General features: G+C 40.6%; 12 protein-coding genes. 1 reads left to right on the top strand and 11 read right to left on the bottom strand.

Translation table 11 applies throughout. The features are described 5' to 3' along the window. Positions 1-568 precede the first annotated feature (568 nt). The 5 genes from purB to ACC612_RS03780 form a co-directional block, all read right to left on the bottom strand. Positions 569-1,906: an adenylosuccinate lyase gene (gene purB, locus ACC612_RS03800; protein ID WP_371853146.1), complete on the bottom strand. Its 1,338-nt coding sequence runs from the start codon at positions 1,904-1,906 to the stop codon at positions 569-571. A gap of 136 nt (positions 1,907-2,042) precedes the next feature. Then, entirely contained in the window at positions 2,043-5,222 is a 3,180-nt protein-coding gene (locus ACC612_RS03795) for a tetratricopeptide repeat protein (RefSeq protein ID WP_371853145.1), read from the bottom strand. 332 nt (positions 5,223-5,554) lie between these two features. Next, on the bottom strand, positions 5,555-6,994 hold the full coding sequence (locus tag ACC612_RS03790; protein WP_371853144.1) for a ribulose-bisphosphate carboxylase: 1,440 nt from the start codon (positions 6,992-6,994) through the stop codon (positions 5,555-5,557). An 89-nt stretch (positions 6,995-7,083) separates the two neighbouring features. After that, on the bottom strand, positions 7,084-7,314 hold the full coding sequence (locus ACC612_RS03785) for a hypothetical protein (protein ID WP_371853143.1): 231 nt from the start codon (positions 7,312-7,314) through the stop codon (positions 7,084-7,086). After that, complete coding sequence (locus ACC612_RS03780; RefSeq protein WP_371853142.1) at positions 7,307-8,482, bottom strand: helix-turn-helix domain-containing protein; 1,176 nt, start codon at positions 8,480-8,482, stop codon at positions 7,307-7,309. The genes ACC612_RS03785 and ACC612_RS03780 overlap by 8 nt, the downstream gene beginning before the upstream one ends. A gap of 194 nt (positions 8,483-8,676) precedes the next feature. Here ACC612_RS03780 and ACC612_RS03775 point away from each other — a divergent pair, with 194 nt between their 5' ends. Continuing rightward, positions 8,677-9,150: a metal-binding protein gene (locus ACC612_RS03775; protein WP_371853141.1), complete on the top strand. Its 474-nt coding sequence runs from the start codon at positions 8,677-8,679 to the stop codon at positions 9,148-9,150. Positions 9,151-9,215: 65 nt separating this feature from the next. On the opposite strand, the gene ACC612_RS03770 is transcribed toward ACC612_RS03775, so the two are convergent. From ACC612_RS03770 to ACC612_RS03745, 6 genes are all read right to left on the bottom strand, one after another. Beyond that, positions 9,216-9,620, bottom strand: coding sequence for a hypothetical protein (locus ACC612_RS03770; protein ID WP_371853140.1), 405 nt, complete (start codon positions 9,618-9,620; stop codon positions 9,216-9,218). Between the two features lie 112 nt (positions 9,621-9,732). Further along, complete coding sequence (locus ACC612_RS03765) at positions 9,733-11,220, bottom strand: MFS transporter (protein ID WP_371853139.1); 1,488 nt, start codon at positions 11,218-11,220, stop codon at positions 9,733-9,735. Between the two features lie 112 nt (positions 11,221-11,332). After that, positions 11,333-12,319, bottom strand: coding sequence for a COG1361 S-layer family protein (locus tag ACC612_RS03760; protein ID WP_371853138.1), 987 nt, complete (start codon positions 12,317-12,319; stop codon positions 11,333-11,335). A gap of 1 nt (position 12,320) precedes the next feature. Next, positions 12,321-13,427, bottom strand: coding sequence for an ABC transporter permease (locus ACC612_RS03755; RefSeq protein ID WP_371853137.1), 1,107 nt, complete (start codon positions 13,425-13,427; stop codon positions 12,321-12,323). Beyond that, the gene (locus tag ACC612_RS03750) at positions 13,428-14,177 is read right to left on the bottom strand and encodes an ABC transporter ATP-binding protein (RefSeq protein WP_371853136.1); all 750 of its coding nucleotides are present in this window, start codon (positions 14,175-14,177) and stop codon (positions 13,428-13,430) included. It lies immediately after the preceding gene. Further along, a complete protein-coding gene (locus ACC612_RS03745; protein ID WP_371853135.1) occupies positions 14,178-14,792 on the bottom strand; it encodes a TetR/AcrR family transcriptional regulator in 615 nt (204 codons plus the stop codon). Positions 14,793-14,845: the final 53 nt, after the last annotated feature.

Below are 14,845 nucleotides of genomic sequence, written 5' to 3'. Positions count from 1 at the left end.
TTTTGGATCCTACATTGAGACTTTTTTATCTTAAAAGTAGAGGATAGTTTACACAGATCGATAAATATAAACTAAAATAACTATAGATTATTGTCACACATATATATTCAATATGAAAACTTCATATATCTTTGCTCCTATGTACTGATTGAGCGATACAAACCGAAGGAGGGATTTGTAATTGCTCTAGACCACAAATGGAATAGACACCAACGCCACCAACCTCTGGAACAGACTCCAAAAGTTGAAAGAAGTGTGGACAAAAGCCTATCTAGAAATATATTCTAGAGCGCTGGAACAAAATACAAAATCCAGTATTTGAAGGCTCCAACTCCGTTAGAATTGAAGCCACTATCATATAGTGAAAGTGGCAGCCGGAATTAATCCCGCCTCCTCCGGCAAAACTCCTCACTTCTTTCAGAAGGAGTTTTTACTTTTTTGAAAAACTACTATTATGAACTCTTGTTATGGTAATTTGGAGAATTCAATAGTTGAGCTGGTTTATTATCGATATATAGTTAGCGAGTCGCCCTACTTATTATAATGAAGTTTCTGGAAAAGAGGACAATTATGTCCTCTTCAATTTTTGTACAACAGCTTCAACTTGTTCAACTGCAGTTCCGATATATTTATCCGGATCTACCAGACTGTTGATATCTTCTTCACTAAGGTAGTTTGCTACATCAGGTTTTGAAAGCAAGACTTCCTTGAAATGCTTCCCAGTCTCATGGGCTTCCATTGCACTGGAACGCACGATCTCATGAGCTTCCTGGCGGCCTACGCCTCTCTTCGCAAGTTCGATCATTACGGCCTCTCCCATGTTCAGGCCTCTTAGCAAGTTGAGGTTGCGACGGATATTCTCAGGATAGAACCTGAGGTTCTCGATAACACCTATACCTAATTTGATAATATGATCTGTGAGCACGCATGCTTCTGGGAACACTATCCTTTCACATGAGGAATTGGTAAGATCACGTTCATCCCATAGAGTATTGTTCAAAAGCTCAGGTTCAACCATAGCGCGCACAATCCTTGCAAGGCCGCATATCTGTTCGGACTTGATGGGATTGCGCTTGTGAGGCATTGTAGAAGAGCCTACCTGCTTTTTCTTGAAGCTCTCCTCAACTTCAGCAATCTCCGTTCTTTGGAGAGAACGTATCTCTACACCTATCTTATCAAGGGTTGTTACAGTGTTAGCCATCCACATGACAAATTCAGCATGCCTGTCACGCTGTATGATCTGATTGGACACATCTACAGAACCGATTTCAAGATATTGCATCACAAGTTTCTGTATTTCTATACCATCTTTACCAAAAGCTGCCTGAGTACCTACAGCACCAGTCATTTGCCCTACAAGCAGGCGGGGTTTTAGCTGTTCCAGACGCTCGATGTGACGTGCTACCTCAGAAGCCCAGATAGCAAACCTTAGCCCATATGTGGTCGGCACGCCTATCTGCCCATGAGTTCTGGCTGCACATACTGTATGCTTATGAGCTTCAGCCTGTACGAGCAATACATCAAGTAACTTGTTCATCTTCTCTTCCAGAACCTGCACAGCTTCCTTAAGCTGAAGACCTGTGGCAGTATCCAGAATATCATTGGAAGTGGCACCGAAATGCACCCATTTTCCAGCATCTTCGGGACACTTTTCAGAAATCCCAAGAACTACAGCCATCATGTCGTGATGAATTTCATCTTCTATCTCTTTCACACGATCCAGTTCCACAAGATTTGTACTTGCAGAAATGATATCTGCAGCTCCCTTAGGGATTAAACCGAGATCTGCTTCAGCTTTAGCAAGTGCAGCCTCTACCATCATTAATTTATCAAGGCGGTTAGCTTCGCTCCAGACAAATTTCATCTCTTCTGTACCGTAACGGTATTCAATGGGGTGAATTGCCATATATAATCCTCCTGATGTTGTTTTTTAATGTATCTCTGAGGTATAGTAAGTCTGAATCAATAAATATGCTTTGAGTGACTACATTATGTACCAAACATAAATAAAAAGAGAAAAGCAAAAAGATACAGCACTACAATTATGTTCCCGGATTAAAAGATGGGGTCTGAGCCGGCTGAGGCTCAGCGATACTTGTATTTTGCGAAACGGTCACATTTTCTGCATACCACCTCGTCGGAAGTGTATAGTCCAGAGATTCACTATACACTGTGGGGAGGAAGAATTTTGTTCCACGGTCACGTAATGCTGCTTCAAAGCCTGGATCAACAGATTCCAAAGTTTGCTTACAAGCCTCCGCTTCATTTGCTTTGCCTATTCTGTATAGAGCAAAACGCTTATTGTAAAGAGTTGAAGAGGATGTCGGATCAATAGCAAGAGCGCCATCATAAGATGATATAGCTGTTTCCACCTGACCCATCACGTTGAATATGAAACCTCTATTATACCAGGCAGTTATGCACGTGGGATCCATTTCGAGGGTTTGATTATAGTAGTAAACAGAACCCTTGTAACTGCTTACAAGATACGAAATAGTAGCCTTGTGATACATAGCAGATACTGAGTTGGGATCAACTGCTAGCAGCTGATCAAATCCAGCCAGAGCCTGCTGATAATCACCTTTAAGATAGAAGGAGAAGGCTTTAGTTCCCAGCAGAAGAGTATCCGATGGGTTTGACTGAAGCAACTGATCGTAGCAAGCGATCGCATCATCATACCTGCCCATCCTGTCAAGAGCCAATCCTTTTTGATAGATGATATCTGTATTTTCAGGCTTCTCCGAGATAATCTGATCATAACGAGCTATGGCCTCATCAAAATACCCAAGTTTTTCATATACAACACTCTGCTTATAGAGTAAAGTAACGTTTCCAGGATCTGCCTCAAGTGCCTTATTATAAGAGGATACAGCATCCTGATATTTCTCAAGAGCAGAATAAGCATCACCGAGGTTGCATAGAGCTTGGGAGTTATTTGGATCCAGGGATAATGCCATATTTGCATATTGAAGAGCTTCTGTATATGAACCCTTACTAAAAAGCACATTCCCTTTCTGTATCATAGCAGGAATATCCTGCGGGTCAAGAGAAAGCACATTATCAAAGCACATCAAAGCCCTTTCTGAATCACCAGTGGTGAAAGACATGACCCCAAGAGCGTACCATGCCGGAGAGTAACCGGGATCAAATGATACAGCACTTTCATAGCATTCGATAGCTGATAAATCCATACCTGAATCTGCCAGTGCAGAGCCTTTATCGCACAAGACTACAGCTGAAGTAGGATCTAGCATAAGAGCCTTATCATAACAAGCAATAGCCTCATCGTACTTACCAATACTCTGGTAAGAAATGCCCTTGGCATCCCATACATCAATGCAGTCTACATCGAAAGCTTCAGATTGTAGAACACTATCATCCCTATTTGATTTGATTATAGATTCAGGTACTTTAGTATTACTAATAGGACTAAGAACTGCACCCTTGAAGATCTGAATCATGGTAGCCTGATCAGTCTGCATACGATCCATGTTTCTGGTTGCATTATCTGCTATAATTAGATTGTTATCTACAGTAATGCGGAAATTGGCTTCAGGGTAATCCGGATTTATCGAAAGTGCCTGTTCATATGCAAAAATGGCTTCTTCATAGTTACCAAGTTTATCAAGCACTGTGCCTTTATGGTACCATACATCTGCAGATTCCGGATGTAACTCAAGCAATTGATCATAAGTGGCGAGAGCTTCAGTGTACCTCTCCATTTTTTCCAGATTAGAAGCTTTTGCATATAGAGCAGCTGAAAAATTCAGGTTCTCTTTTATAGCTTTGTCATAACTTTTTATTGCCTCTGAAGGAAGACCAAGCTTATCAAGGTCTATACCTCTCTCAAACCATACTCGGGCACATGAATCTTGACTGAGAGCTTTGCTATAGCTATCGACAGCTTCTTCATACTTTTGAAGCATATCAAAAGCTATGGCACGGTTGTACCATACTACGGCAATATTTGGTTCGAGTTCTATTACCTTATCATAGGATAATATCGCATCCTCATACTTGCCAAGTTTATAAAAAGCTGTAGCCTTATTGTACCAGATATCTGCTGACTCTGTATTAAATTGAGGAGTCTCTGTATAACATTCCATTGAAGTTACTTCATCTATGAAAAGATAAGAAGACATGTCTGCGACGTATACACCGCTTAGACCGTCAGGATTGAGCTGCAATGCACGGTCATAACATTCTATTGCCTCTGAGTAACGGCCGAGAGAAGATAAAACTCTGCCTTTATTATCCCAGGCAGTAGCATTTTGAGGATCAAGTGCAAGCACCTGATCATAACAACTGATAGCTTCATTATATTGCTGCATGCTATCATAACTCAGGGCCTGCATATACCAGGCATTGATGTTGTATGGGTCCTGAGAAATTATCAGATTATAAGCCTCAATCGAAGAAACATGATCACCAAGGATAGTTGCTAGCCGTGCTTTTCCGGAGAGAGCTTCCATATTAAAAGAGTCGAGCTTCAGAACATTGTCATAGTCTTGAATAGCTTTTTCGTATTCATCAACTGCTTCATAAGCTGTTGCTCTTGAAAGCCAAATATCAGGATTATCTGGCACCATTGTCAAAGCGGCGTCAAAAGATGAAATGGAATCATTGTATCTTCCTACCTGCAAATAGGAATAACCTGTATCGTACATCGAACTTGCATAGCTTGAGAAAATGTTCAGTATATGGTCATAACAAAGCATTGCCTCATCATGCCTTCCTAAACCATCAAGAGACTTACCTTTGTGATAGACCAGCTGAATATATTCAATATCAAAAGTGGTAGCATTTAAATCGTTTAAAGATGATTCATTGGAAGAAGTATCAGATGGATCTAAAGGCTGAACAGAATATTGTGTATCGAATTTCTGAAGAGCATTGTCGTAAATATCAAGAGATTCCTGATATCTGCCTACAGTTTCCAGCATAATAGCTTTCTTATAAGTGAATTCGGAAGAATTCGATTGAATGGCCAGAATGACTTCATATGATTCAAGAGCAGACTGGGCATCGCCCATTAAATACTGAGCTGAAGCTTTATTCTCAAGGATCTCTATAGAGTGAGGATCAAGTTCCAGAGCTTGATCGAATAACTGCAGTGCTTCGGTATAAGAGCCATTACGAGCCATTTCAAGGCCCTGATCATTGTACAACTTGGCCTCATAACCCATACCATATGCACATGGAACTGAAAGCAAAACTAGCATAAATAATGCGCAAGCTGAGAGAAATAACTTTTTAAATGCCATCTGAATACCTGTCAGGAAATTCTCGTAATTATAACCTTATAGTCTAATATTAGATAAGATTTTTGTTCTTATCTAAACGAACGAATTGCTCGTTATTCCATAGTCAAATTAACCAATTATTTAGTATGAAGAATACATGAGTTGTATAAATAAATTATCGAATAAAAATAATAAGCCTGACTCTAAGCAATGAGAAATGAAGGTACCTGAATTACATCTCTTAGGGATGAGCCTGAAAAACAACAAATAGTATTGCTAAAGGGAGAATTGGAGTATATTCTCCGGCAACATCACATAGCATCTTTTTGTGCCTTGGTGAAATGTTCAATAGCCTGCGCCAGTTCTTTGTGGTCTTGGGCATATGAAGCAATATCCATCTTTTTAAGATAGGCATCACATGCCTGAACTAATGCTTGTGCTCCAGCTTTAGTTCCTCCCGGATGAGCATGCACCCCTGAACCCATAGTTGTGATAAAATCCACGTTACCCATCACATCGATAAAAGGCTTCAATTTGACAGGATTAAGTCCGCCAGAAACAATGGGGCAGCATTTTTTCATGCCTCTCCAGCTATCATCTTCCAGAATGACATGATGAGCTAAATCTTCAGATACAAGATAAATGGCATCCTTATCGTTTTCAGGTATCTTTGTCCAGGATTGCTCAAAGAAATGACCAGGGGATTTCAGATACAATATGCCATGAGCAGCAACAACATCCTCCTCAGGAGTACCTTTCATTTTTCCAACACCTGCTGTGCCTGTGTGTATACCTGAAGCACCTGCAAGACGTGCAAACTTAGACAGGACCAGAACAGAAAATCCAATTGGATTTTCGGGTCTTGTAAAAGCTCCATGGGCTGCCCTGTGGAAATGAATGAATACACCTGGGTAGCGTCTTCTTAGGGTCTGGACAGCCATCCACCCAGCAGTTATTCCGTCAATAAGGAAGGCATAGCTTCCCGGTTCAAACCCCGCATTGACAATCATTTCACATCTTTCGATCATTGTGTCGAAATCTGCAGCTGAAACATTAAATGAGTGAACTTTTTTCTGTCCCGTTTCCCTGACAGCCTTATCCATGGCTTCCTTTACGTGCTTTACCATTTTGTCATAAGGACAGAAATCCTGGTTTGCCTGGGGTTCATCATTCTTGACAAAGTCTCCTCCTCCTGACCAGAAATCATAGCAGACCTCTGCATACTCAGCAGAGGTTAGTCCCATCTTTGGTTTTACAATAGTACCAAGAATAGGCCTTCCATATACACCCAGATATTTTCGCATTTCATCGAGGGTATAGCTCGGACCATCATATTGTTCAAGCATCGAAGACGGGAACCATACATCCAGTAACTTTAAGGCCTTTATCTCCTTCATTCCCAGAATATTGCCTACTATATATGTCAAAATATTCTGGACATTTCCCCCTCTGTCAAAAAGCCTCCAGGGATAAGCTATCCATACCAGATTTTTTTCCAGATCCAGCTGATAGACAAGAGCATTCATGGTTTTGGAAAATGATGTTTCGGTGTTGACTTTGAAATTAGTCCCGGTGGAGGATTCTGCGGCAACTTCCGCAGCCGCCTGAAGTACGTTAAACTTGCCCTCCGGAACTAAATGAAAAACTCCAAGCAGATATTCCCCATTACGTGAGTCCGGAAGCTGCAGATTCACATAAGCCTGTTGTTTAGGATTAAGTGAAGTGATAAGATTTTCATCAATCGAAGTCATATTAATAACAACAATTGACATTGTATTTGAGTTTTTGGAATCTGGAAAATAGAAGTAATAGATCTGTTAACTGAACATGAAGAAAAAATTCATTTTGGTTTATACGAGTAGCCATCCTTTGCTAGCTTAGCCAATATTCCTAGTTGAATAATCTCAAATATAAAGTCAAGAACAGTATTGGCAAGATCACCGGTGACAGGGATCTGGGCAATTGTCAGGTCTGTACCTAAGTTGGCCAGCGCGAGGACTATGAAACCAATAACAAGATTCCTCATTTTCTTTTCCTGAGTTAACATTCTTAACAAACCGATCTTATTCATAACTACCTCTGTAATTTATGACTCCTGCTTCCTCGTAGAATAATCGGGAATTCCATAGTCCATAATAATTACTGACCTCATCCATAATGTATTTCGCTATCAATACACAGTCTTCCTCCAGTTTCCATGAATCCCACTGCCTTTCTACGAGAACCTCTTCAGAATCGCATTTCATTTCATCGTTATTATCACTGTCCCCATTAGTTAAGATGGAATTTGCGCAGTTAAAGATCTTTACCATAATCTTTACTTTACCAATGTAATTGATCTTGGAATAAAACGTTGATGTAAACTTGAGAGTTTGCAACAAGTTGCAGGCGAGTAGTTCGTCATCGAACCTTTTGATGTAATTCTCTTTATAAAAACTACCACAGCTTTTCATCGAATGGACCAGTCCATTCCTGTGTATCTCAACTTTATTACTGGCATTGTGAAGATGATCTCCATCATCCCATTTTATACCGAACTTTGAAGGTCTGATCGAATAGGTAAGATAACCGTGACAATCTTTTATCTTGCTGGAATGCAGATCCATAAGCTCACGACCGAATTCCGGGGATGGCTCGAACATCTGCCCATCGATCTTTAAAGGAGTTACGACCACATGACCTTCAATTCCATGTAATTGCAATTCATGAGGGAGCTTGTTCTGACTGGAATAAATGGCGTCCTCAATATATCTTTCAAGCTTGCTCATTCCGAAAAAGCGTGACTGATATAACCACTCGACCTCATTTTCATCCATTGGAGTAGCGGAGAAATTATATCTCTTGTAGTAGCGCTTGTCCTGGTTATTGTAATAAGGTTTGCTTTGCCCTTCCGGAATATGAACTAATAGTATGACCCTGTCTGTATCTGGAATAGGTATCTTTTTTATCTGGACACTTACCCGGGGGATTATGTTGCCAAGAATTATTTGTTCCAGCCTTTCCTTGTTGAAATCGCTTTCAATTCCATTTATAGACTGAGGATGCCCCCCTTTTCCAGTTTCCGCTATACCGTAAACAAGATAGCCACCTTTGGTATTGGAAAAGGCTGTGACCTGTTTTATTATACTGTAGTCATTGAGTTCCTGTTTATAATCCAGGATCATTGATTCTTCTATTTGCTCATCGGATAATTCTTGGATATCATCAAAAGTGACATCTGAAAGCGGTTTATCGAACATCATATAGAATCAGTGCATTCCATGATTAAGTTAGATAAAGAGTGATTCACCAACCTGATAAATTTATGGGTTTGAATGATCACTCATCTAATCAAAGGATTGCAGCTTCGTGTAGCATTGACCGAGTGTACAAAAAATATAATACTACGTAAATCGTTAATGACAAAAACCGATATCAAGGAGATATATGAACTATGCCTAGTGGAAAAACACATGACATGATAAACATTACGGTGTTGTTAGCTATTTTAGCAGGCCTTTATTATTTCTCAACTTGGCAGAAAAGTGCAATAGTTACAAAGTATCTGGACATATACACTGTACTGGCTTTTTCTGTCTCATACCTATTCGCAACATTCTTCCTAAGTCCTGACCTTGATACAAAAAGCAGACCCTATAAAAGATGGAAGATGCTCAGAATACTCTGGTGGCCTTACAGGATCATATTCAAACACAGAGGCTACTCCCATAATATAGTTCTCGGACCCCTTAGCATAATATTGAACCTCGTATTGATAGCAACTGTAATAATTTTGCTTACAGGTATCGAAATGAAGACCATTCCTTTAAAATTCGCTGTCGCAGTCATTGCAGGAATAGTTTTGTCAATAGATGTTCATATATTATCTGACAGCTTGATCTCAAAAACTAAACACGTGTTCAAATAGAAAGTAACCATTATCCTAATAGAAAAAGGAGTAACAGGCAGAAACTATCGCCTGTATAGGAACTCTTATGTCTGATTCTGAGTCATATTTACAACAGTTAGAACCGTTTCCGTAGTATTGTTCAAAACCTGACCTACTGTTTTGTTAAGAGTTTCTCCTACAACTTCGTGAGTCTGGTTTATGCTCTCGTTCACGGCACTTCCAACTGCTTCTTTTGTCTCGTTGACTGCATAAGCCACTGTTTTATTTACAGCATCACCCGCAGCTTCCTTGGTCTTATTGACAGCTATACCCACTGTTTCGTTTACTGCGGCCCCTGCAGCATCTTTGGTTTGATTTACAGCCTGCCCTACAGTCTGGTTTACTTTCTCTCCCACAGTCTGCTCTACTGTTTTATCCGTACATCCGGAAAAGGCCATGAGACCTAGGACTATTAATCCAATCAATAAAAAACTAAGATTTTTCTGCAAAGCTATCACCTACTCTGTAGGTAGTTGTAGTTTGAGATAAATGAATCTATCGTCATCTTATGAATATCAGTTACAATGATGCCTTATTCTTCGTGGTAACTCCAAAATCAAATCATTTATCCGCATTTATACAACTTCCAGATTCCACCAAATGAGTTGGAGGGAGTGTTTTTCCTCGTACAAGAGACATGAATATCCCCACTATACAGAAGATGGTGAACAGAATGAATGCATAATGCAGGCTTGCAACGAACTGGGGGAAATATTCAGGCGTTATCTCCACAGGACCAGTAACAACTGCAAAGATCATCATCGCAATACCCATTGAAAGCATTTGCCCAAGGAGTCTCATCGTTCCGTTCATCCCAGATGCTACGCCATAAAACCTCTTATCCACCGAACTCATGATAACATTGGTATTTGGGGATGAGAATAGCCCAAAACCAATACCTAGCACTATGAGAATACATATCATATACCATATAGGAGTCGTCTCTGAGATGAATGTCAGGAAAAAGAGACCTATAGCAGTAAGTGCCATTCCTGTGGATGCAATGAGACGCGGTTCGATGCGGTCCGACAGTCTGCCGGCAAGAGGGGATACCATAGCCTGAAACACCGGCTGGGCTATCAAAATAAAACCTGCATGTTCTGCTGTGAAGCCCTTTGTATACTGCAGATCAAGGCTCAAAAGGAAAGTAACTGCATAAGTTGCACTGTAGTTGATAAGTGCTGATAGGTTCGAGAGAGCAAAAACACGGTTCTTTGTGAGCAAGTTCATGTCAAGTACAGGAGAACATATGCGTTTTTCGTACAGGATAAAGAAAATTGACCCTATAATTCCTGCTGCTAGAAGAAAAGCACCTTCTATATCCGGGAGTAAAGAGAAACCATACATCACTGCAACTACTGACAAACCGTATATAAGAGACCCTGTGAGATCGAATTTTTCCCCTCTGCACTCAGCCCATTCGCCTTTAAGCTTCCAAAGAATAAGAACAATCGCTAGAAGACCTATAGGAACATTTACAAAGAAAATACTCCTCCAGCCAAAGTGCTGGGTCATTATACCACCAAGAAAAGGACCAGTTGAGAGTCCTATGTAAACCGAAGTGATATAGATACCGAGAGCTTTTCCACGTTCTCCCGGCGGATAAACTGAAGTAACTATGGCAACTCCTGTTCCAAAGATCATGGCGCTTCCTAATCCTTGAACGACCCTGATAGTTATCAACATCTCTGTAGAAGGGACCATGGTCATAGCCAGGGAAGCAAGACTGAAGATCGTTATACCGTACAAAAATACCTTTTTTCGCCCATATATATCAGCAATCTTTCCAAACGGGACAAGGAATATTGCTGAAGAGAGAAGATAAGCAGTTGCAATCCATGACAAAGAGATTGCATCCATGTGGAATTCCGCACCCAGCGTAGGCAGTGCGATATTAACCGCCGAACCATCAAAGGGGGTAATGAATCCAGCAAGTATCGCTATCATAAGCACAATTTGTTTTTCAGTTTTTTGTGCAGACGTAGACGGATTTGGACTTGAATCCGAAACATCAGAAGATGAAACAATATTACCTACTTTTTTAACCATGTATATCACTGATCAGCAATGTTAGCAGCTACTCAAAATATGAAAGGAGAGAAAGGAGTTGCTGTTTAATTCATGATTCAAAGCCTTATTACTACCTCTAATATCTCTCTAATTAGATCCACCCGAATAATCGCTGGAAAAGTCCAACTTCTTTTACCTCTACAGGAGCCTGTAAAGTATCCGAATATTTGATGTCTCCATCCATGGTTTCATATCTTATAATAGTGTCAATACCATATACCTTAGCCACTGCTTCACTATCTGCCTTAATTTTAAGCTTTGCAACAGCCGTACTGCCAGGAGCCATGCTGGGTATAAATGCCACACTATCCGTCGTGCTTAAAGGATCAGATGGATTTGCTATAATCTTTACATTCTTTGCTTCTTCTTCACCTTTATTCTTAATTTCCACACTAATTACTTCTTCTCCACCTGGGTAAAGACTGCCTGTAGTGCTGACTATTTCAAAATCAGCCTGGTCTTTAATGATCACTTTTAATGTTTGGTTCTGCACCATCATTCCATACCAGCGATTTACATCGTAGGTCTGAGCAGTAGCATCCGGGTCCATAACCTGCACATTCTTCTGGTAATCATAGGAAAGGTTCAGATAAAGGTTGTACTCTCCAGCCTTTGCGTTCTTATTAATTTTTATATCGAATTTTGCTGGTGAGACAGAGTTTTGTCCACTTTTTATGGAACCTATCTTTTGACTAACTGATTTTACCTCAATAGGGCTTCCCGGATCTGCTGAAAGAGAAGCAACTATGCCTGTAGCATCCACCACAGCACTCTCAAGTTTCATTTCGATCTGAGCGCCATATATCTCGTCTGCATTATCGGGAGTTCTATCATTCTCAAATCCTAACAGTTTGCCATTGTTCATCAGATCAATGTTCAAAGTGACTGCCTGACCTCTGTCAAATTGATTGCTGCCGATGATAGTAGCACTTATGTAAGGACTACCATCTACATTGTAGTAATTTTCTCCGAAATCGAAGCTCTGAGATACACTATAAGCACTCAGGGTATCATAAGCTCCTGCAACGCCTGATATCATTAAAATCAATAAAGTTGTTACTATAATCATTTTCTTCATTTTATGCTTCCCTCCTGAAAAGATGGACACCTGCTGTAAAAGTAACGAGCGCAAAGAGAGAGAGTATTATCAAATCCGTAGATATAGCACTCAAACCCTGCCCTTTGACCATGATAGTACGCATAGCATCGTTTGCATAGGTCAAAGGCATTAAGTAGGCGATATACCGCATCCAGTCCGGTACTGAACTTAAGGGGAAAAAGACACCCGTAACAAACATTGATGGAAGAGTGACCAGCATATTAATCTGGAAGAAGGATTCCATGTCATCAGCTCTAGTAGACATGACTATGCCCATACCCACACCACCAAGAGTGAATATAACAAGCACCAAAGCAACAAGCAGCCAGCTACCGTTCATATGGAATCCCACGAGGAAATAAGCTGCCAGTATGAGGACAACAGCTCGGGCTAATTGTAGTATAAGCTGATAGATTGTTTTTCCGAGGATCACCGATCTCCTGCTGATGGGTGTCATAAGGATACGGACGATGGTACCATCTTCTTTTTCACCTGCAATGGCAGAACCTGTGGTCGCCACAGAACCCATAAAAATAGTAAGGGCTATAACAGCTGGTATCAAAAAATCCAGATACTCAAGATCACCATAGATATTTGGAATATCCAGAGAAACAGAACCTTTTTCGGCAAACAGTTGTTTCATGTAGTTCACAATAATACCAGTTGTAGTAGTATCCGAGGAATCGGTAAGAAGAGTAAGGGTTACACTTTCATTTTTCTCCAGCCTTTCACTATAATCCGGGGGAACCAGCAAGACAGCTTTATAAGATCCTGCATCGATCAGACTCTCAGCTTTCGATTGTGACATGTCCCTCGTATAAGTTATGGAGAACATCGGTTCTCCATTGTACTTGCCAGTATAGCTACCAATCTTCTGTATTAGTGAATTGGAAGCTGTACCTGTGTCACCGTTCACGATGAGAATGGGAGCGTTCTTTACAGTACCACCCATACCATAACCAAAGAAGATGATCATGATTATTGGGAATAAGAACAAAGGAACCAAGAGAGCCTTCTTTCGGGAAAGCTGTTTAAACTCCTTTACTGTTATTATCCAGGAGTGCTTCAGATCAGTCATTATTGCCATTTAATCACGCACCTCTTCACCGGTTAAGTGTATGAAAACATCTTCAAGATTTGTGCTTCCTGATTTTTCCTTTAAGTTTGCTGGTGTATCCAAGGCTACCATTTTACCTAAGTTCATTACGGCAACCCTGTCACACAGATTGTCAGCCTCTTCCATGTAGTGGGTTGTAAAAACGAGCGTTTTTCCTTCTTCGTTGAACCTTTTGGCAAGTTTCCATATAGACTGCCTGGTCTGTGGATCAAGACCTGTTGATGGTTCATCCCAAAATATGATCTGAGGATCATGCAATACCGCACAAATTACAGAAAGGCGTTGTTTCATACCTCCTGAAAAACCACCAGTAAAACGATCTGCATGGGACTCAAGACCCACGAGCTTCAAGTAGTAATCTATCCTCTCTTCCATGATCTTTTTTGGAACGCCATATAGTTTCCCCATAAGTTCAAGATTTTCTCTGGCTGTGAGGTCTGGATAAAGGCTTAGTTTCTGAGGAACTATGCCTATTATTGGCCTTATTTTGTCATCCTCTTTATTAGCATCAAAGCTGGCAACCTTTATATTGCCGCTTGTGGGCTTTATTAAAGTTGTGAGCATGGAAAAGGTAGTGGATTTACCAGCCCCGTTAGGTCCGATCATGCCGAATATTTCACCTTTAAAAACATCAAAGCTCACATCATTGACCGCAGTTATTTTCCTTCCCCTGGAATGAAAGACCTTGGCAAGATTCCTTACCTCGATAATTGTTTCCACTTACTCACCTTGCCTGATATCCTCAAGTGTTAAAATACCCCTCGTAAAAATATCCGTAAACCTTTCAATCTCTTCGTTACTGTTGCCCAAAAAACGGTCTTCAACCACTCCCCGTAAAAGGGATGTGTAGACGAAGTAACTTATAAAAGTCAATGCTGCGGACCGGGGATTGACGTTGCGCATTTTTCCGTATGTTATTTGCAGCGCGAAGTATTCGCTCAAACGGGTTATATACATTTGGAAAACAGAAGTTAATATCTCGCCCACTTCGGGTCTTCTCCGCCCTTCCTCAAACAGCATGAACATGAGCATGCGGTGTTTACTATCCTTTTTCTTATCTGTCATATCCTTTGCAATATTCTTGCCCAGGATCATGAGGTCCGTCTGAATATCTGCGTTTTTATCTATCCTGAACAGGTTATCCAGTTCCGAGATCTCAACCCTGTTCTTAATCAGAACCTCTCTCAAAAGATTCTCTTTTGACTGAAATTTTCGGAATAAGGTCACTTCGGCAACATTTGCCTCTTCTGCTATCCTGCGGGTAGTCGCACCCGTGTATCCCTGGCTTGCAAAAACCTTCAAAGCAGCATCCAAGATCCGTTGTTCTACACTCATTATGTAAGTAATTACTTACTTACATAGATTTATAGATTTTGAGTTCTTTCATT

Origin of the sequence: Methanomethylovorans sp. (assembly GCF_041447285.1) — an archaeon.
In the GTDB taxonomy this organism is placed as follows: Archaea; Halobacteriota; Methanosarcinia; order Methanosarcinales; family Methanosarcinaceae; genus Methanomethylovorans.
Note: the sequence above shows the minus strand (reverse complement) of the source record. Positions and strands in the feature narration are given on the sequence as shown.

What these genes read in the sequence shown, in the direction of transcription:
- purB (WP_371853146.1), bottom strand. Translation starts at nt 1,906, where the DNA reads ATGGCAATTCACCCCATTGAATACCGTTACGGTACAGAAGAGATGAAA.
- ACC612_RS03795 (WP_371853145.1), bottom strand. Translation starts at nt 5,222, where the DNA reads ATGCTAGTTTTGCTTTCAGTTCCATGTGCATATGGTATGGGTTATGAG.
- ACC612_RS03790 (WP_371853144.1), bottom strand. Translation starts at nt 6,994, where the DNA reads ATGACTTCGATTGATGAAAATCTTATCACTTCACTTAATCCTAAACAA.
- ACC612_RS03785 (WP_371853143.1), bottom strand. Translation starts at nt 7,314, where the DNA reads ATGAATAAGATCGGTTTGTTAAGAATGTTAACTCAGGAAAAGAAAATG.
- ACC612_RS03780 (WP_371853142.1), bottom strand. Translation starts at nt 8,482, where the DNA reads ATGTTCGATAAACCGCTTTCAGATGTCACTTTTGATGATATCCAAGAA.
- ACC612_RS03775 (WP_371853141.1), top strand. Translation starts at nt 8,677, where the DNA reads ATGCCTAGTGGAAAAACACATGACATGATAAACATTACGGTGTTGTTA.
- ACC612_RS03765 (WP_371853139.1), bottom strand. Translation starts at nt 11,220, where the DNA reads ATGGTTAAAAAAGTAGGTAATATTGTTTCATCTTCTGATGTTTCGGAT.
- ACC612_RS03760 (WP_371853138.1), bottom strand. Translation starts at nt 12,319, where the DNA reads ATGAAGAAAATGATTATAGTAACAACTTTATTGATTTTAATGATATCA.
- ACC612_RS03755 (WP_371853137.1), bottom strand. Translation starts at nt 13,427, where the DNA reads ATGGCAATAATGACTGATCTGAAGCACTCCTGGATAATAACAGTAAAG.
- ACC612_RS03745 (WP_371853135.1), bottom strand. Translation starts at nt 14,792, where the DNA reads ATGAGTGTAGAACAACGGATCTTGGATGCTGCTTTGAAGGTTTTTGCA.